General features: G+C 51.0%; 19 protein-coding genes and 2 pseudogenes. 12 read left to right on the top strand and 9 right to left on the bottom strand.

Features of this window, described 5'->3' with window-relative positions:
• The first annotated feature begins 11 nt into the window (after positions 1-11).
• The 10 genes and pseudogenes from HMPREF9007_RS24060 to HMPREF9007_RS24100 all read left to right on the top strand — a co-directional run bounded on the left by HMPREF9007_RS24060 (position 12) and on the right by HMPREF9007_RS24100 (position 8,900).
• Positions 12-1,091, top strand: coding sequence for a glutaminyl-peptide cyclotransferase (locus tag HMPREF9007_RS24060; RefSeq protein WP_004301261.1), 1,080 nt, complete (start codon positions 12-14; stop codon positions 1,089-1,091).
• Positions 1,092-1,104: 13 nt separating this feature from the next.
• Positions 1,105-3,195, top strand: coding sequence for a TonB-dependent receptor (locus HMPREF9007_RS24065; protein WP_008759628.1), 2,091 nt, complete (start codon positions 1,105-1,107; stop codon positions 3,193-3,195).
• 4 nt (positions 3,196-3,199) lie between these two features.
• A complete protein-coding gene (locus HMPREF9007_RS24070; protein ID WP_004301256.1) occupies positions 3,200-4,339 on the top strand; it encodes an ABC transporter substrate-binding protein in 1,140 nt (379 codons plus the stop codon).
• Positions 4,340-5,320 (top strand): iron ABC transporter permease, encoded by a 981-nt coding sequence (locus HMPREF9007_RS24075; RefSeq protein WP_008759627.1) that lies wholly within the window; start codon positions 4,340-4,342, stop codon positions 5,318-5,320.
• Complete coding sequence (locus HMPREF9007_RS24080) at positions 5,317-6,072, top strand: ABC transporter ATP-binding protein (RefSeq protein ID WP_004301252.1); 756 nt, start codon at positions 5,317-5,319, stop codon at positions 6,070-6,072. Before HMPREF9007_RS24075 ends, HMPREF9007_RS24080 begins: the two co-directional genes overlap by 4 nt.
• Positions 6,073-6,086: 14 nt before the next feature.
• Positions 6,087-6,854: a threonine/serine exporter family protein gene (locus HMPREF9007_RS24085; RefSeq protein WP_008759626.1), complete on the top strand. Its 768-nt coding sequence runs from the start codon at positions 6,087-6,089 to the stop codon at positions 6,852-6,854.
• Complete coding sequence (locus HMPREF9007_RS24090) at positions 6,851-7,351, top strand: threonine/serine exporter family protein (protein ID WP_004301247.1); 501 nt, start codon at positions 6,851-6,853, stop codon at positions 7,349-7,351. Before HMPREF9007_RS24085 ends, HMPREF9007_RS24090 begins: the two co-directional genes overlap by 4 nt.
• A gap of 3 nt (positions 7,352-7,354) precedes the next feature.
• On the top strand, positions 7,355-8,092 hold the full coding sequence (locus HMPREF9007_RS24095; protein ID WP_004301245.1) for a DUF6064 family protein: 738 nt from the start codon (positions 7,355-7,357) through the stop codon (positions 8,090-8,092).
• A gap of 110 nt (positions 8,093-8,202) precedes the next feature.
• Positions 8,203-8,307 (top strand): annotated as a pseudogene (locus tag HMPREF9007_RS28005) (ABC transporter ATP-binding protein); the annotation flags it as partial.
• Positions 8,304-8,900 carry a DUF2284 domain-containing protein gene (locus HMPREF9007_RS24100; RefSeq protein ID WP_008669449.1) on the top strand — a complete coding sequence of 199 codons (597 nt, stop codon included), beginning with the start codon at positions 8,304-8,306 and terminating at the stop codon, positions 8,898-8,900. The pseudogene HMPREF9007_RS28005 and the gene HMPREF9007_RS24100, both read left to right, overlap by 4 nt.
• A gap of 112 nt (positions 8,901-9,012) precedes the next feature.
• Here the strand turns inward: HMPREF9007_RS24100 and HMPREF9007_RS24105 are convergent, their stop codons facing one another.
• The 8 genes and pseudogenes from HMPREF9007_RS24105 to HMPREF9007_RS24140 form a co-directional block, all read right to left on the bottom strand.
• Complete coding sequence (locus tag HMPREF9007_RS24105; protein WP_008759625.1) at positions 9,013-9,768, bottom strand: IS5 family transposase; 756 nt, start codon at positions 9,766-9,768, stop codon at positions 9,013-9,015.
• Positions 9,769-9,858: 90 nt separating this feature from the next.
• On the bottom strand, positions 9,859-11,259 hold the full coding sequence (locus HMPREF9007_RS24110) for an OmpA family protein (protein ID WP_008759624.1): 1,401 nt from the start codon (positions 11,257-11,259) through the stop codon (positions 9,859-9,861).
• Positions 11,260-11,313: 54 nt separating this feature from the next.
• Positions 11,314-12,771 (bottom strand): MobV family relaxase, encoded by a 1,458-nt coding sequence (mobV, locus tag HMPREF9007_RS24115; protein WP_004301236.1) that lies wholly within the window; start codon positions 12,769-12,771, stop codon positions 11,314-11,316.
• A gap of 218 nt (positions 12,772-12,989) precedes the next feature.
• Positions 12,990-13,834, bottom strand: a pseudogene (locus HMPREF9007_RS24120) (MarR family transcriptional regulator).
• Positions 13,824-14,414 (bottom strand): hypothetical protein, encoded by a 591-nt coding sequence (locus tag HMPREF9007_RS24125; protein ID WP_004301229.1) that lies wholly within the window; start codon positions 14,412-14,414, stop codon positions 13,824-13,826. The pseudogene HMPREF9007_RS24120 and the gene HMPREF9007_RS24125 overlap by 11 nt, the downstream one beginning before the upstream one ends.
• On the bottom strand, positions 14,405-14,806 hold the full coding sequence (locus HMPREF9007_RS24130; protein ID WP_004301227.1) for a hypothetical protein: 402 nt from the start codon (positions 14,804-14,806) through the stop codon (positions 14,405-14,407). The genes HMPREF9007_RS24125 and HMPREF9007_RS24130 overlap by 10 nt, the downstream gene beginning before the upstream one ends.
• Entirely contained in the window at positions 14,803-15,249 is a 447-nt protein-coding gene (locus HMPREF9007_RS24135) for a hypothetical protein (protein ID WP_005680025.1), read from the bottom strand. Before HMPREF9007_RS24135 ends, HMPREF9007_RS24130 begins: the two co-directional genes overlap by 4 nt.
• Positions 15,250-15,276: 27 nt before the next feature.
• Positions 15,277-16,326, bottom strand: coding sequence for a hypothetical protein (locus tag HMPREF9007_RS24140; protein WP_004301222.1), 1,050 nt, complete (start codon positions 16,324-16,326; stop codon positions 15,277-15,279).
• Between the two features lie 238 nt (positions 16,327-16,564).
• Here HMPREF9007_RS24140 and HMPREF9007_RS24145 point away from each other — a divergent pair, with 238 nt between their 5' ends.
• A complete protein-coding gene (locus HMPREF9007_RS24145) occupies positions 16,565-17,176 on the top strand; it encodes a recombinase family protein (protein ID WP_004301218.1) in 612 nt (203 codons plus the stop codon).
• Positions 17,177-17,439: 263 nt separating this feature from the next.
• Positions 17,440-17,733 carry an HU family DNA-binding protein gene (locus tag HMPREF9007_RS24150; RefSeq protein ID WP_256596129.1) on the top strand — a complete coding sequence of 98 codons (294 nt, stop codon included), beginning with the start codon at positions 17,440-17,442 and terminating at the stop codon, positions 17,731-17,733.
• A gap of 87 nt (positions 17,734-17,820) precedes the next feature.
• On the opposite strand, the gene HMPREF9007_RS24155 is transcribed toward HMPREF9007_RS24150, so the two are convergent.
• A complete protein-coding gene (locus HMPREF9007_RS24155) occupies positions 17,821-18,201 on the bottom strand; it encodes a single-stranded DNA-binding protein (RefSeq protein WP_004301211.1) in 381 nt (126 codons plus the stop codon).
• Positions 18,202-18,375: the final 174 nt, after the last annotated feature.

The raw sequence follows: 18,375 nt of genomic DNA, 5'->3' as shown, positions 1-18,375 counted from the left end.
AAAACAACGGTATGACCCATCACCAATTGAAATATCTGCTATGGAGCGTAGTTGTCGGAGCGACACTATCCTTAACCGCCTGCATGAAGTGGGACTACGGCGATGCCGTGGAGGATTTCAACGCCACGGGAGCCGGACTGTTCATTACCAACGAGGGCAACTTCCAGTACGGCAACGCCTCGCTGAGCTACTACGACCCAGAGACCAAACAGGTGCAGAACGAGGTCTTCTTCCGTGCCAACGGCATGAAGCTCGGCGACGTGGCACAGTCGATGACCATCTACGACAACAAGGGCTGGGTCGTGGTGAACAACTCCCACGTGATTTTCGCCATCGACCTGAACACCTTCAAGGAGGTGGGACGCATCGAGAATCTGACCTCCCCGCGCTATATCCATTTCCTGAGCGACGAGAAAGCCTATGTCACCCAACTGTGGGACAACCGCATCTTCATTATAAATCCGCGAACGTATGAAATCACCGGGCATATCCAAGTGCCGGACATGACGATGGAAAGCGGCTCGACGGAGCAGATGGTGCAGTACGGCAAATACGTCTATTGCAACTGTTGGAGTTACCAGAACCGTATCATCAAAATCGACACCGAGACCGACCAAGTTGTCGATGAACTGAAAATCGGCATCCAGCCCACATCGTTGGTCATGGACAAGTATAACAAGATGTGGACGATTACCGACGGCGGCTACGAGGGCAGCCCCTACGGTTACGAAGCCCCCTCGCTCTACCGCATCGACGCCGAGACCTTCACTGTGGAGAAGCAGTTCAAGTTCAAGTTGGGCGACTGGCCCTCGGAGGTGCAGCTCAACGGCGACAGGGACAAACTCTACTGGATTAACAAAGACATCTGGTGCATGGACGTGACGGCGAGCCGTGTGCCGGTGCGCCCGTTCCTCGAATACAGCGGTACGATTTATTACGGCTTGACGGTGAACCCCGCTAACGGGGAGGTGTACATCGCTGATGCCATCGACTACCAACAGCAGGGCATGATATACCGCTACTCACTTGACGGCGAACTGATTGATGAATTTTATGTTGGGATTATCCCTGGTGCATTTTGTTGGAAATAAGAAAGGAGGCAATATGAAAAGACTATATCTGTTATTCGCTTTGGCGGCATGTCTCCCCACGGCACTTTTTGCGCAGCAGACGGAAAGCAAAAAGCGGTCAGGCTGGCATCTCACCATACCGGAAGTCACGGTCATCGGACATCGGCCGATGAAAGAAATCGGCGTGCAGAAGACGAAGTTCGATTCACTCGCACTGAAAGAGAACATCGCCCTCTCAATGGCGGACATCCTGACATTCAACTCGTCCGTGTTTGTCAAAAGCTACGGCCGCGCCACGCTCTCGACCGTTGCCTTCCGCGGCACGTCGCCCAGCCATACGCAGGTGACGTGGAACGGGATGCGCATCAACAACCCCATGCTCGGCATGACCGACTTTTCTACTATCCCGTCCTACTTCATCGACCAAGCGTCGCTGCTGCACGGCACTTCGTCGGTGAACGAAACGGGCGGCGGACTGGGCGGTTTAGTCAAGCTCGGCACGGCTCCCGAAGTCGCCGAAGGGTTCAACGCCCAGTACGTGCAGGGCATCGGCTCGTTCAAGACCTTCGACGAGTTCGCTCGCTTCACCTACGGAAGCAAGCGGTGGCACGGCTCTACCCGTGCGGTCTATTCTTCCTCGCCTAACGATTACAAGTACACCAACCACGACAAGAAGATAAATATCTACGACGAGGACAAGAACATCATCGGGCAGTATCACCCCGTAGAGCGCAACCGAAGCGGTGCGTTCAAGGACCTGCACCTGCTTCAAGAAGTCTATTACAACACCCGCAAAGGCGACAAATTAGGCCTGAACGCATGGTATATCAACTCCAACCGGGAACTTCCGATGTTGACGACCGACTACGGAGATGCAACCGACTTCGAGAACCGCCAGCGGGAACAGACTTTCCGCAGTGTCCTTTCGTGGGATCATATCAAAAGCAATTGGAAACTTGGCGTGAAAGGCGGTTACATACACACATGGATGGCCTACGACTACAAGCGTGAGGTCGCACCTGATAACTGGGCGTCGATGACCCGTTCGCGCAGCAAGGTAAATACGTTCTACGGGCAGGCTGAAGGTGAATACAGTCCAACAAAACGTTGGTTTTTCACCGCTAACGTATCGGCTCACCAGCATTTGGTACGCAGTGAGGACAAGAATATCATTTTGCAGGACGGAGGCAAGGCCATCGTGGGCTATGACAAAGGACGCGTGGAACTTTCCGGCTCCGTATCTGCCAAGTGGCAACCGATAGACCGGCTTGGCATGTCGGTTGTGTTGCGAGAAGAAATGTACGGTTCCGAGTGGGCTCCACTTATACCGGCTTTTTTTATTGACGGCATCATTTCTCCGAAAGGGAATGTGATGCTCAAAGCTTCTGTTTCACGCAATTACCGTTTCCCGACGCTGAATGACCTCTATTTCCTGCCCGGTGGCAATCCCAATCTGAGAAACGAGCATGGTTTCAGCTACGATGCAGGTGTAAGTTTCGAGGTCGGCAAAGAAAATGCCTATAAGTTGAACGGCGGCGTGAACTGGTTCGATTCCTACATCGACGACTGGATTATCTGGCTGCCCACCACCAAAGGATTCTTTTCGCCCCGCAACGTGAAGAAGGTACACGCCTACGGCATCGAGGTCAAAGCGAACCTGGCCGTGCAGCCGGCAAAGGATTGGCTCATCGACCTGAACGGCTCTTATTCGTGGACACCCTCTATCAACGAGGGCGAGAAAATGTCACCTGCTGACCAGTCGGTGGGCAAACAGCTGCCCTACGTGCCGGAGCATTCCGCCTCGCTGACAGGACGGTTGTCGTGGCGGTCGTGGGCGTTCCTTTACAAGTGGGCGTTCTACTCGGAGCGTTTCACCATGTCAAGCAACGACTACACGCTGACAGGACACCTGCCCGAATATTTCATGAGCAACGTCTCCTTGGAGAAAAACCTGTTTTTCAAACCGGTGGACGTTCAATTGAAATTTGCAGTCAATAATCTCTTCAACGAGGACTACCTTTCGGTGCTCTCGCGCCCCATGCCCGGTATCAACTTCGAACTGTTCATCGGCATCACCCCGAAGTTCGGAAAAAATAAGAAGAAATCCGTAAATACAAATTTGTAACAATATGAAAGCATTGAAAAATCTGAGCCTGATATTGCTGCTTGTACTGACATTCACAGGCTGCCATGATAAGAGTTCCAAACTTGCCGATTTCAACCGAACGGCCTATACACCTGAATACGCTTCGGGGTTTAACATAAAAGGTGCTGACAGCAGAAAGAGCGTATTGGTTACCGTCACGAACCCTTGGCAGGGAGCCGACAGCATTACCACGTGCCTGTTCATCGCCCGTGACGGCGAAGCCGCTCCCGAAGATTTCACCGGTCAGGTACTCAACGGGAATGCCGGACGCATCGTCTGCATGTCTTCGACCCATATCGCCATGCTTGACGCGATCGGCGAAACGGGGCGCGTGGTCGGGGTATCGGGTATCGACTACATTTCCAATCCCGATATTCAGGCACGACGCGACAGCGTCGGCGACGTGGGCTATGAGGGGAACATTAACTATGAGCTGCTGCTCTCGCTCGATCCCGACCTCGTACTGCTTTACGGCGTGAACGGGGCCAGCTCGATGGAAGGGAAACTGAAAGAACTGAACATCCCGTTCATGTATGTCGGCGATTACCTGGAAGAGTCGCCGCTGGGCAAAGCCGAATGGCTGGTGGCATTGGCGGAGGTTGCAGGAAAACGGACAGAGGGAGAGAAAGTGTTTGCCGAGATTCCGGTTCGCTATAACGCTTTGAAAAAGCGAGTAACCGATGCAGCCATCGATGCCCCTTCAGTGATGCTCAACACGCCTTACGGCGACAATTGGTTCATGCCCTCGACCGAAAGCTATGTCGCCCGGTTGATCAAAGATGCCGGAGGCGATTACATCTACAAGAAGAACACGGGAAACGCTTCCGCGCCCATCGACCTCGAAGAGGCGTATCTGCTGGCCTCGCAAGTCGATATGTGGCTGCATGTGGGTATGGCGAACACGCTCGACGAACTGCGAGCCGCCTGCCCGAAGTTCACCGACACCCGGTGCTTCCGCAACGGATACGTCTATAACAACAACGCCCGCACGAATGCCGCCGGCGGCAACGACTACTACGAGTCGGCCGTGGTGAATCCCGACCTCGTGCTACGAGACCTCGTAAAGATATTCCACCCCGAACTGGTCGCAGAAGATTTCGTCTATTACAAGCAATTGAAATAAATGCGCTCCCGTTCCGTCCTATTATTTACCGCACTGGCTGCCCTCACCCTCTTCCTGTTTCTGCTGGATTTGGCGGTGGGGGCTGTCGCCGTGCCGCTCGGCGATGTTTGGGCGGCCCTGACGGGTGGCGATTGTCCGCGAGCGACGGCGAAAATCATACTGAATATCCGACTGATTAAGGCGGTGGTCGCGTTGCTGGCCGGAGCCGCCCTGTCGGTCAGCGGTCTTCAGATGCAGACCCTCTTCCGCAATCCCCTTGCCGGGCCTTACGTGCTCGGTATCAGTTCGGGCGCGAGCCTCGGCGTGGCACTCGTCGTACTTGCCGGTGTCGGCTCGTCGATAGGCATCGCTGGGGCGGCATGGCTCGGAGCGGCAATCGTGTTGGTTGTCATCGCCGCCGTCGGACACCGCATCAAAGATATCATGGTAATTCTGATTCTCGGCATGATGTTCTCGTCGGGAATCGGTGCGGTCGTCCAAATATTGCAGTATGTTGCCAACGATGAATCCTTGAAAATGTTCGTCATCTGGACGATGGGATCGCTCGGCGACGTGACCTTCAATCAGCTTGCGGTACTCATCCCGTCGATTATCGCCGGATTGTTGTTGGCCGTAATCACCATCAAGCCGCTCAACCTGCTGCTGTTCGGCGAGGAGTATGCCGTGACGATGGGGCTGAACGTCCGTCGCTCACGCGGACTGCTGTTCCTCTCCACGACGTCGCTGGCCGGCACGGTGACCGCCTTTTGCGGTCCGATAGGTTTCATCGGGCTGGCCATGCCCCACGTCACGCGGATGCTGTTCCGCAACAGTGACCATCGGGTGCTCGTGCCGGGCACCGTTCTTTCGGGTGCTTCCGTGCTGCTGCTTTGCGACCTCGTTTCCAAACTGTTCACCCTGCCGATCAACGCCATCACCGCGCTGCTGGGAATCCCCATCGTGGTGTGGGTGGTCTTGCGCAATAAATCCGTTACGGCATGATAGAATTACACGATTTATCCATAGGCTACGGGGATCGAACCTTGCTCAGCGAGGTAGAAGCCACAATCGAAAAGGGCAAACTGACAGCCCTAATCGGCCGCAACGGTACGGGCAAATCGACGCTGCTCCGGGCTATTGCCGGGCTGAACCGCCGTTATTCCGGTCGAATCCTGCTCGACGGACGCCCCGCCGCCGATACGCGAACCGCAGAGATGGCCCGAACGCTGGCGTTCGTCACGACCGAGCGCACACGCATCGCCAACCTCAAATGCGAGGACGTCGTGGCTATCGGCCGCGCACCCTATACCAATTGGATAGGAAGGATGCAGAAGGCCGACACGGAAATCGTTATGCGGTCGCTCGCCTCGGTAGGCATGGAGGACTATGCGGAACGCACGATGGACAGGATGTCGGACGGCGAGTGCCAGCGCATCATGATCGCGCGGGCGTTGGCGCAGGATACACCGATTATTCTGCTCGACGAACCCACCTCGTTCCTCGATATGCCCAACCGCTATGAATTGTGTACGCTGCTGGCACAGCTGGCACACGACGAAGGGAAATGTATCCTGTTTTCGACCCACGAACTCGATATCGCCATGTCGCTCGCCGATGCGATAGCCCTTATCGACCCGCCCCGACTGGTATGCTTGCCCACCGAAGAGATGCGCCGGAGCGGCTGCATCGAACGGCTGTTCCGCAATAAATGCGTGACGTTCGATACTGCGACAGGTGTGGTAAAAGTCCGATAAACAATGATCCGCATATGAAAACGCAGCAGGAACTTTGCGATATACTCGGTTTCATCGCCGAATACGCCACCTATCAGCTCGGCTCGGGAGTTCACACCTCGCGGGCGGTCCGCAATTCACGCCGGATCGGCGAAGCGCTGGGCGTGGACGTTCAGTTGTCGAGTTTCCAAAAGAGTACGATACTGACTGTGCTCGACCTCGGGAGCGGCGAGTCCGCAACCCGTGTGGTGGCAATCCCGTCGCTCCCCATCAGTTTCGAGCGGAACTCTGATTTGAGTGCCTTGAGCTGGGACGCATTGGACGAGGGCCTCTTGCTCGACGAAATCCGCAGCCGTTACCGGACGCTGGTTGACAAACCGCGCATGGACCCGATCTTCACGCTCGTGTTCGTCGGACTGGCCAACGCCTCGTTCTGCAAGCTCTTCGGCGGCGACTGGACGGCCGTGGGCATCGTCTTCACGGCGACACTCGTGGGCTTCGCCGTCAAACAGCGCATGCAGGCTCACGCAGTCAATCACTTTCTCGTCTTCGCCTGCTCGGCTTTCGTCGCGTCACTCTGCGCCACGGCCGCCTTGCGTTTCGACTGCACAGCCGAGATCACTTTGGCCACCAGTCCGCTGTTTCTCGTGCCGGGCGTGCCGCTCATCAACGGGGTCATCGACATCATGGAAGGACACGTCCTTATGGGTGTCAGCCGGCTGGTCAACGCCATGCTGCTGATCGTCTGCATCGCCGTCGGTTTGTCGGCCACTTTGTTAATGGTTAAAGATTCGCTGCTATGATCGTGACGGATATTCTGCTCGACGGACTCTTCGCCGCTGTCGCCGCCATCGGATTCGGGGCCATCTCCGATCCGCCGATGCGAGCCTTTCCACGCATCGCCCTGCTTGCCGCCATAGGCCACGCCTTGCGTTTCACGCTGATGCACTGTTCCGCACTGGATATCGCCACCGCATCGCTTTTCGCGGCCTTTGCAATCGGTATGGGCAGCCTATGGCTCGGCCGCGGTGTCCGCTGCCCGATGACCTGTCTCTACATCCCGGCTCTGCTGCCGATGGTGCCGGGCATCTACGCCTACAAGACGGTTTTCTCGCTCATCATGTTCCTCCAGTCGCTCGATCGGGCTGACGAAGGGATGCGCTACATGCAGCAGTTTTTTCTCAATGCCACCGTATCGCTGAGTGTCATTGCGCTGCTTGCCGCCGGTGCCACGCTGCCGATATTCATCTTCAAGCGCCGGGCCTTCTCTATGACCCGACGCACACGAAAAAATAGTTAGGTTATGGAAATTTTTTGGAACACGATCGCGGCCTACAATGCCGCAACCTGGCCTGCGCAGATTGTCTTTACGGGCATTGCAACCCTGCTGCTTCTGTTGCTCTGCCTGCGGCCGACAAACACTGTGCGCATCGCCATGAAGAGTTTCATGGCGATGCTCAACTTTTGGATTGCCGGAGTCTATTACATGATCTATTGCCGACCGCGCGAATATCACGGCATGTTAGCACTCTTCTGGGCCATCATGGGTGGAATCTGGATTTATGACCTGCTGGTGAAACACGCCTCGCTCGAACGCACCGGCCAGCACAACGCATTCGCTGTCCTGCTCCTTGCCATGCCGTTGATATATCCCCTCTGCTCGCTGGCGCTGGGCCACGAATTCCCCATGATGACCTCGCCCGTCATGCCCTGTTCGGTGGCGGTTTTCACCATTGGACTGATGCTCGCCTTCTCGGAGCAGGTCAATATCGTGCTGGCCATGTTCCTCTGCCACTGGGCGCTGATCGGACTGTCGAAAGTCTACTTCTTCGGCATACCCGAAGACTACCTGCTGGCGTGCAGTACCGTACCTGCACTCTACATCTTCTTTCGGGAGTATGTCCGAAGCAACGCCGACCGGCCGACGAAACCCTCGGCCCACGTACTCGATGCACTGCTCATTGCGCTGAGTCTGGTCGTCGGCATCTTCTTTACCGTCACGCTCCTGCACCAACTCGACCTATTCACCCAAATCATCTGATTTATACGCGCATGCTCAAACAAATATTTTACCATTGCAATGGACTCGAGCCGATAAACCGGCACATAACTCGATATTACCTTTATAGCCCTTTTCTCGATTTACCGGTTCTGCTGACGAAGGAGATGCGCCTGAGCGGCTGTATAGAACGGCTGTTCCGAAATAATTGCGTGAAGTTCGACACTACAATAGGATTCATTAAAGTGAAGCAATGACTGAAAAATATATCATAGAGAATTTCACGGCAGGCATCGGCGTGGATGAATATATTTCACGTTTCCGGGATGAGAAACGGTTTGTCGAGTTTTGCAGGCAATGCCCTAATTACGGTAACAGTTGGGGATGTCCGCCGTTTGATTTCGATACCGGAGAATTTCTGCGCCAGTACAAGTATGCCTATCTTATGGCTACCAAAATTATTCCTATCGAAAAAGGCATCCCGATAGACAAATCACAAGAGTTAATCAGACCAGAACGAATCAGGATAGAAAAAGAGTTGCTGGAACTGGAGCACAGATACGGAGGCAGGGCATTCGCCTATGTAGGAAAATGCCTATACTGTCCAGATTCCGAATGCGCCCGCAAATGCAACCGTCCTTGCCTGCATCCGGACAAAGTACGTCCCTCGCTTGAAGCATTCGGATTCGATATAGCACGTACCCTCTCGGAACTTTTCGGGATAGAACTGCTTTGGGGAAAGAATGATATTTTACCAGAATATCTTGTGCTCGTAAGCGGATTATTTCATAACTCGACAGAAAATATTATCAGTCATACGAAGCGTAATCCGGATTCAGGAAACCTATAATCTTATTACTCTCATTGATAACGTTATGATAGCCATTCACAAAAAAGTCCCTGCAATCCGGATTATAGATTGAGGGACTTGATGAAAGTTAATGTAAAAACTAAGAGCCTGTTTAAATTTTATTCAATAACATCCTAATGGATGCCAGTTTTACCATTTCCTCTGCCGAATCGAATGTTAATTCATAGTTTCGGCAAAGCCTTCTATAATTGTCAAACCATGAAAAGGTTCTTTCCACAATCCACCTTTTACCTATTGGTTTAAAGCCTTTTACCTTATCACCACTGACGACTACTTCAAGAATGTATCCAAAAGCATTTTTAATCTTCTCAGCTACTTCTCCACGATATCCGGCATCTGCCAATATGACTTTGATATTGCAACAGAGTTCCCTCAGACACCTTGCCAACAGATAAGCCGCCTTGCTATCATGCACACAGGCAATCGTCACCATGACTGCAAGCAGGAAGCCATTTTTATCTACCACTACATGACGTTTAACGCCTTTTACTTTCTTGTTCCCGTCAATACCATTAAGAGAACGGTTATCACCCCAACGTACACTTTGACTATCCATGATACCCAAACTTGCTTCTGCCTTCTGTCCCATTTTTACACGAACTTTATTTCGTAAGTTATTCAATAATAAATCAAATTCACCCAAAGAAGACCATTTGCGATAATAGTAGTAAACCAACTCCCAAGGAGCGAAATCAGAGGGAAGCATACGCCATTGACACCCGGTTTTGACTACATAGAAAATAGCATTCCATATTTCACGCAAATCATATTTTCGTTTCCTTTCTTGCAAGTTCAAGATTTTCTTGATAACTTGCCACTGTGTTTCTTCTAAATCCGTCGAATACATAATTATTTGAAGCTTGGTAACTAAAAATAAGCATTTTCGAGGAAGGAAGAAGCACTCTTTTTATTTCAAACAGGAAAATTTAAACAAGCTCTAAAAGAATAACTCCACTTTCGTATGCCTGTTGGCTTCGACCGGCACATGGTCAGCTATGCCGCCCCTGCTTACCTTGACGATGCGTTCGATCGGTATGCCACGCTTTTCTAATTCTGCAACGATATGATCCGCTCTCAATGTGCTTAATGAACCATTAAGCACGGGAGTTCCAGTCGAACTGTCGGCCGCGCCGGTCACTTTCACGGATAATCCGTATTTCTTGGCCACGCGAGCCAGTTCATCAAGGTTAAGCATTTGGGAAGCATCCGTCAGGTGCGCCGTATTGAGGTTAAAAAAGAAATAGACAGGCGACCCGATGCAATTTCCGGCTTGTATGAGTTCCGTCTTTTCAGAAACGATTATGCCCGGTTGTTCGGAATCATCTCCGTTGTTGCCATATATAATACTTGCAGAATCAAGTGGCGAGATTCCATCCCAATGCCGGTTTTTCAATCTTGCCCGAAGTGAGTTCAATCCGCTGTAATTATTTCTGGGATAACCTTGACGGCGGTCGGTCTCATCGTCATTAACCAGATGACCGTACTTGTCAAGCAAGCCTTCTATTTCCAGAATTTTCAACAATTCTGCGAGCGTCCGTCGGTTGCGGTCGTACCAGTCTTTATAACGCTTGTTTTCTCCGGACAAGACATTGGCATAATCCACGAGCCACTCATTCTGACGAATGTAAGGTGTTGCATCAACCGCGCGTTTCCAACCGACCTTTCCGAGATGAAACGTGAAACCGGCGGTCAGCGATACCATGTGGTCGCCGAGGCGGTTCGGGCGTCCGTAACCATCGAAGTCCTGAAAGGTGGTCGTGCCGGAGAGTTCCAACATGGCACTTACTCGTTTGGAAATCCGATATTCTCCCTGTACGCCATACGAAACAGCAAAGGGATTATTCCCGTTAGAAGCATTGTGCAACAGGCCGACACCGGCAAAGGGAGCAAGATTCCAGCGTACCTGTTCTTGCCGGGCATATCTGCGGCCAAGGACATTCCACAGCAGATCCGCATGGATATGGTGGTATTCCTGATTGGACAATGTTCCATCTTTGAACTGCACACCGCTGTAATTGATACGTGTACCGACGGACGGAGTGAACCATTTTCCGACTGCGAAACTGTACGAGGGTTTCAAGCGTCCGAAGAGGTCTTCGCAGCCGAGAGGTGTGCCGAGAAAGGCGGACGTACCCCCGGCAATGCTGACAAACCAGTTGCCAGTCCGGGATGCCGGAAGTACCACTCCGTCAAGATAGACGGGCTGTATCGGTTGCCGTTCCTCCGAGACATTATAGTACGGTGTATGTTGTACAGTATCCACCTGTACGGGTTGTACACTTGCCTGCGCCTGCAACGTGCAAAGCACGGCCAATATAAAAAAGATCTGTTTCGTCATATTCCAATGATATTATTCGTTATACTTTTTGATTTGTAATAAGGCGTACGCCACTTACCGTTTGGGTTTCTTGCCAATGGCCGGGCGCATCATGCGGCTCGCCATCCTCATGCAGCGGAGTGCCCATGCACGGTTGTCCTCGTCCTCGTCGCGTCCCCATTTCAGGTCGCTGCCGCCACCTCCGCCGCCACGAGTTTCGGCAAAAGTGGTGGCATCATCGACCATACCGAGAAACAGCATCGTCGCGCAGTGCATCACGTCTGTACCTTGTTCCGCTATGGACTGGACGAGCGAGCCGTCGAACAGTTGCCGTTCCGCCACGTCCATCTGTGCCGATACGTTCCTATACTCGCCGACCACATTTTCCAGCAGGACATCCTTGAGCAACGTGTCCACTTTGGAATGTACATCATGGGAGTATTTGTAGGCTTCCTCCTTGAGTTCCCCGGTACGTTCCTCAATGGCATCCATGTTCTCTTTCAGCTCGGCAAGCTGCCGGTCAGCCGTCTGTAACTTCTCCTGCTTATCTGCCAGTTGCCTGTTGATTCCGGCCAGTTCTTTTTCCAGACTTTTCACTTGTGCGGCTAATTGTTCAGCATCACCCTTGTTCGCTTTCAAATCCTGTTCGGCTGCCGATAGCAGGGCCTCTTTTTCGGCTTTCGACTTCTCAAGGTTATCGACCATTGTCGTAAGCCCCTTGACCCTGCGCTCTGCCAGACGGATGTCCGATTGGAGGTCAGCCAGAACTTTTTGATGACGGCTGATATTTTCCTCGATGGTCGTACATTCTTCCGATAGCATACGGCGGTATTCTTCGGTAGTCCTGTGCCGTGCGCCCGTTTCGGATATGCTTGTTCCTCTCGACATTCCCCACCTTGTATTGACTTCGGTGAAAAAGTCGGTATGAAGCTGTTTCATCCTTGCGCTGTATTCAAACTTGTCCTTACCGGCGAATATTTCCTTGTACGCAAAGCGACCGTCTTTGATTGGCAGGAGCGTACAGTGGACGTGCGGATTCAATTCGTCAAGGTGTACGATGAATGCGGCGATGTTCTGCTCGCCATATTTGCCACTCACGAATGAATAGACGTCTTTCGCCCAGCGTTCAATATCGCTTTCTCTTTTGATATGGATATTGTCCGCATCTTTCTCGAAATCCACTTTCTGCGTGCCGAATGCGAGTTCGTGCATCCGCTTACGGGAACCGCCGAAAATGAAGTTCACCACCGTGCGGTACTTCGGTTCTGCCAGTCCTTCGTTGGGGTCTTTGATTCCACGCCTCTCCAATATGTCCGCCATCCGTTCGGGAATGTTGCGGCTCGTGTCGATGGGACGTACCTTGCCTCCGGGTGCAATCTCGAAGTTCAGGTGTTTGCGTGTGGGGTCGTAATTCCCCTTATTCATAGCGTACTTTTCCGCCCTTTCACTGCGATCACGCAAGTGTTCGTTACTTTGGGCTGTGGTGATGCCTTTCGACACCTTCACATCAAGTACCTGTTTTTGATCTGCCATACTCTTTTCGTGTTGTTTCGGACAATCCGTCCTGTCCCAGCTTGCTGCTTGCCCGGACAGCCTCCCGACGGTCGATAGACGGTCGGGGTATTAGGCTCCCCCTTCCCTTTGTTTCGTGGCAGACGGGCAAGCCCGTGTGCCTCCTATAACCGGCAGGATGACCGTTAAGGGATGGAGGCGGATTGTTCGCGTTATACAATCTGTTTTCGACTCCCGGTTCAATCCACCATCGCCTGTGCCTTCGCCAGAAGCGATAAAAAGGGTTTGCGAAGCGATTTGAGGCGTTCTTGGTCTTCGTCCATGTCGAAGTCCGTCACTGATGCCTCGGTGTCGAGAATCAGCCCGGCGAGGTCTTTGGCGGACTCGATGAAAGCTGCCCATTCTTCGCCGAGGTCAAGCCGGAAGAAATCCACAAGCGGCGAACTGTCATCGAATCTCGACTTGTGCAGGATTTTTTGCAGGGCGGCGTGGGCGATGCAGCACAGGGCTGTTTCACGATGTTCCGTGACCAAAGTGCCGGAATGTGCGGAGGTCGTGATGGAATGGGTGTCCGAACAGTGTCCGGCGTCACGGTCGGCAATTTCAGCCTTTGCCAGACTTACGAGTTGTCCACACATTACGCCAGTTTCGGCAGCGGTCGTTTTGCCGATTACCCAATCGGACAATACCTCACGGAGCTGTCCGGCAAAGTCCGGCTGCTCCTGTGCATCGCGGGGCTGTGCTGCCTGACCGGATTGTACGGTCATGGTAATGACCACGCTTTTGGGAAGCTGGATGCGGGTCAGCAAGCCGAATGCCTCCATTGCACTCAAAAAGAACGGACGGTAGCCCTGTGCCAATGCCACTCCGATGCGAGGTCGGAAACGGTCAGGTAGCACTGGTTGGGTTGCAGCACGTAGTCCTTCTTTCTTAAAAACGGGGAAACGAAACCTGCCAGTGATTTGTCCAACAGGTCACAGTACGCTTCGGTGCGTGTCTTGCGTTCATCCCCTTTCTCCTTGAGATATTCGAATACCTCCCTGTCTGCCAATATGGAAACAGGTATCTTTTGGTTATTTTTCATTTTCATTCGGTTTTAATGATTCATATTGTGCGGATATGTCAGTGTTGCCGCTGTCCGCTTCATGCGGCAGATTTGCGTGATGATTGTCGTGATAGGATTCTGACAGCATTCCGGGATGCTTTGCCCATCCGGAAAGTGTCCCCGTGTCCTTGCATTCGGACATGACCCGAACGGAGGGATAGAACAGGGCTGCCAGAAGAAGATAGGTAATGGTTATCGCCAAGGTGTACAGATGCGGCACAAAGCCGATGACCAGTGCGACCGATGCGAGTGTGACAAATGCACCGGGGCGGTCAAGCAACCTGCGTAACCAGTTGTCCGTCCATCGGAACGAGAACATTGCGGCACAGACACCGGTAGAGAGTAGGATTCCAAACTCACCCATATGTCCACAGGCATATACATAATGGAAAAGAAGCAGGCATATCAGCCATACTTGCACATACAGTTTACGGGCGTTGCCGCTTCGTGCCATTGCCATGTAAAAGGGTGTCATGAACCGCTTGTTGTTCTTGTACAATGACATTGATACCCCGAAAGGTATCGCGCAGAAAATGAGTAGCAGGATATTCAGTAACATAAGTAATAGGGCTTTTCGGGTATGGGAGTGGGGCGCACAATGAGTTCCAACTGGACAATACCGTATGTCGCCAGTCGGATAAGGGTTTCGGCATCCTTGGGCGAAAAGTACATGGCCGCTTTCTTGATGCGCTGCTTGAATGTACTGTCTTGCTTTCGGTAGATGGCCAAAGCCTTGTCCAGTTCGTGTTCGGGAATAGTCCATGTCGTACCCTCGGCGTGTATGCCGTTCGTCTTGAAGGCACGCAGCACCAATGTACGGGAAACGAGGTAATCGGTGCGGTCGGTTCTTGAGATGATATGCTCCTTGTAGAGATTGTCATCGGCAACCTCTATCCACGTCCGGTAGGTGTTGATGCAATAGACCATCTGTCGGTATAAACTTTCTCTCATATGAAATTCATCAGCACGTCGGACTTGTCTTTCTTGTATTTCAGGAACCCGCTTTTGGAGTGAAGTTCCAAATCGAGGCATAGGTCCCCGTACATCTGCTCCAAAGAATCATAGATGGTAACAAGGATGCTGTTTACATTACCCTCCGTATCAGTCTTGGCGTTCATCTTGAACATCTGTCCGAAAGCGGGATTCGAGTATGCACAAGTGCTATGACCGAATTTTTCCGTCCGCATCGGGATATGGTGGTAAAGCGTGATCAACTCCATGTCGTCCTCGAACATATCCATTACTTCGTCCAGTTCGTAAGGGGTGCGCAACGGAAACGTAAGCAGCACATAGTCGCCGTAGAACTGCGGTTCTTCCATCGTCGTCACATCGAGCAACTGCGGAAGTTGCAGGGGGACGAATGCCATGAAGTCATTATAAAAATGTCGTAACATATTCATATATTTTTCTGTTGTCATATTTTACAGCGTGTGTATGAATGCTTCCATCAGCATTCCGGGCAGCTCGTCCAAGCGGTTGTCTCCTGGGTGCAGCATCCTGCCCAACTCTCTGAAAGCGTCGGGTGTCTGCGAGGCAAGCATATCGAGTTGCTCTCTTTCTTCGGCTGAAAGCAACGCCAAGCAGAAACCGTCCAACGACGAATAAGGCTGGAGAAGCATCCAGATGTAGGCTTGTGCCTGTGCCGGTGTCTTGACTTTTTGATTGCAGATGTCGTCGATACAGGTTCGGACATTCTGAATCAGCCTGCGGTTGGTGCGCATGGCCAAATAAATCATGGCATTGCGATAGGTGATGTCGTTCCGTTCGGCGGCAAGAAATACCTGTGCGCAGCATCGTTCCGTGTCATGCGTGATGTCGGAAAGATTCTCGCCGTCGAAATCAGGCAGACGTGAAAGGAATGCCCGGTACACAGCATCCTCCTTTTCGATAAAGGTCGTCAGGTCTGCCATACAATGAATACCGTAATCAATCGTTTCAGCAAGGGTAGCTCGATAAGTGGCAAGAATATGTTGTCGGTTTCTCTGACTGACGGGCTGGTTATCCAATGAGGCAAAGAACGGCCGGATTGTTTCAGCCACACGATGCAACTCTTTGTCTTCAAGATGCGGCGAGATTTGTTCTTTTACCCACAGTATATCCTTATAAGTGCGTGTTTGAGACAGCACCATCCGTGAAAATTCCATGCGGATGGAATCATGTATCTGTTCACACTCTTCTCTTACAGTGGAATGAAGCCGGCCAAGCGTATCACATTCGAGATACAGGAATACGGAATCCCTCAATGTTTGCCATTGCTTGAGGTGTCCGGTCAATTCTTTAATGGAGAGTCTTTTCTGCCTGCGTATGTCAGACAGGTATTCCCTGTATGTTCCGGCAGGGTCATTCTTGGCTTTCGCCAATCGTTTGCCATTGCCGTTGTCGCATGACGCGCATAGGAATACGGCAATCGAAACGGCAATTATTTTGGCAAAGATTATCGGCTGTTTTAAGTTCGATTTTGATGTTTTCATACTATATTATTTCGTACTATTTAGTGCAAAACTATATATTATTTTTGATACTTCGCATCCGAAAAACCGTATTTTGCGCATTTTTTAATATCGTACTTAATAGTATGATTACCAATGAAAACAAGTGAAGATAAAAACATGAAAAATGTACGATTTTCGTTTTTTAATATAGTATGATTCAGATACTCGAATAAAACTTGTATATTTGCACTTGTTATCATGAATATTGTATATTGATATGGCAAAAGTCGGTTATATATTCGAGGCGAATTCCTACGATGCGTTTGATGCGGATAAGGAATGGATGCGCCAGTACGGGTGTGTACAAGTGGTTGAAGAATCGGTCGGACACGAGACGCTCAGACCGAGATGGAAACAACTGATGTCGAATCTTGAAAGAGGCGACGAATTGGTGGTGTCAAAATTCAGCAATGCCGTGCGTGGTTTACGGGAACTATCGGCATTGATCGAGCTATGCCGCATCAAGGTCGTGCGTATTATCTCCATTCACGATAAAATTGACACCGACAACAAATTGTTTCCGGACACGACACCGGCGGAAGTATTGGCCATGTTCGGGGCATTACCGGAGGAAGTGGCTGTTTTGCGGAAGTCGTCAGATAAGATTATACGCCTGCAGCAGAGTATCAGTATTCCGATTACCAAAAAAAGTATGAGTAAAACTGAACGGGACAAAAAAATCGTGGATATGTATAACAATGGGTATTCAATCCGTGATATTTGGAAAGAGAGCGGTGTCCGGAGTAAAAGCACCGTGTACAGCATTCTCAATAAATACAAGGTTCAGCTTAACCGAACACCGGGACGCGTGCCGGGCATCCGGAAATAGAACTTATAAATCAAATATGGATATTGAAAATCAGTAGATTACTTGCGTAATTCATTATTTTTTCGTATCTTTAAGTTGGATATAACTATAAAAAATAAGACCTATGGGAGATATTATAATTTTATTGTTGGTATTTTTGGTAGTGGGCAGGCTCTTGAGGGGCGTCTTCGGCGGATTCAGTAAAAGCAGTTTTCGGGATGACAAATAAGTTTGGATTGTTATAACAGGCGGATATTTGTTAATTTTGCACCGTATTCATTAAAATCAAGAACAATATGACAAAAGCGGAAATTGTCGCTCAGATCTCACGGCAGAGCGGAATAGAGAAAACGGTTGTGATGACTGTGGTGGAATCATTCATGGAAAATGTAAAAGAGTCGATGGTTGCGGGAAACGAGGTGTTCTTGCGCGGCTTCGGCAGCTTTGTTATAAAACGGAGAGCTGAAAAGACGGCCCGGAACATTTCGAAGAATACGACAATTAAAATTCCCGCTCACAACATCCCTGCATTCAAACCTGCCAAAGCATTTCTGAATGCGGTAAAAGAGAACAAGTAGAGTATAAAAGTACAGATGGTGCAACAACACCGTAATGAGTAAAACAAAAGCGACCCAAAGGCCGCTTTTGTTGTGATAAGGCAAGGATTATTTCTTGCCTTTTTTCGCTGGTTTGGCCGGCTTTTCAGGAGTCTCCTCCTTCTCGACGGGCGGATAGAACTTGACGGCGACTATCACGATACGGTTGTGTTTCACACCGCTTTGGTCGCTCCATTCTTCGGGCTTGAAATACCCCTCGACGGTCAGCATCGTACCCTTGGTCAGTTGGTCGAACGACCCGGTGTTCTCGTTTTTACGCCACGCCTCAAAATTCATAAAGGCGGAAACGCGTTTGGATTCCTCGCCATTATTCTCCAGTCGGCTTACTGCCAGAGGGAAACGTGCTACACTTGCGTTGGTGAACTGACGGATTTCTGCATCCTTTCCTACGAAACCGGTTACTACGAAATTGTTTTCAATCTTTTTCATAATGAATTGTTTTTAGAAGTTATTAAATCAATTTTACGCTGCCTCAAAAAGTAGGTGCAGTTAAGGGAATGCACCAAGGCCGGACGCATCAATACTCTTTATTTTTGTCCGTAGGCAAAACCAGAAGGCTCGATAAAGGAAGATTGTACGGCTGTGCCATTGGTCAAGACTTCC

The sequence above is a fragment of the Bacteroides sp. 1_1_14 genome (genome assembly GCF_000162515.1).
GTDB lineage: Bacteria > Bacteroidota > Bacteroidia > Bacteroidales > Bacteroidaceae > Bacteroides > Bacteroides thetaiotaomicron.
Note: the sequence above shows the minus strand (reverse complement) of the source record. Positions and strands in the feature narration are given on the sequence as shown.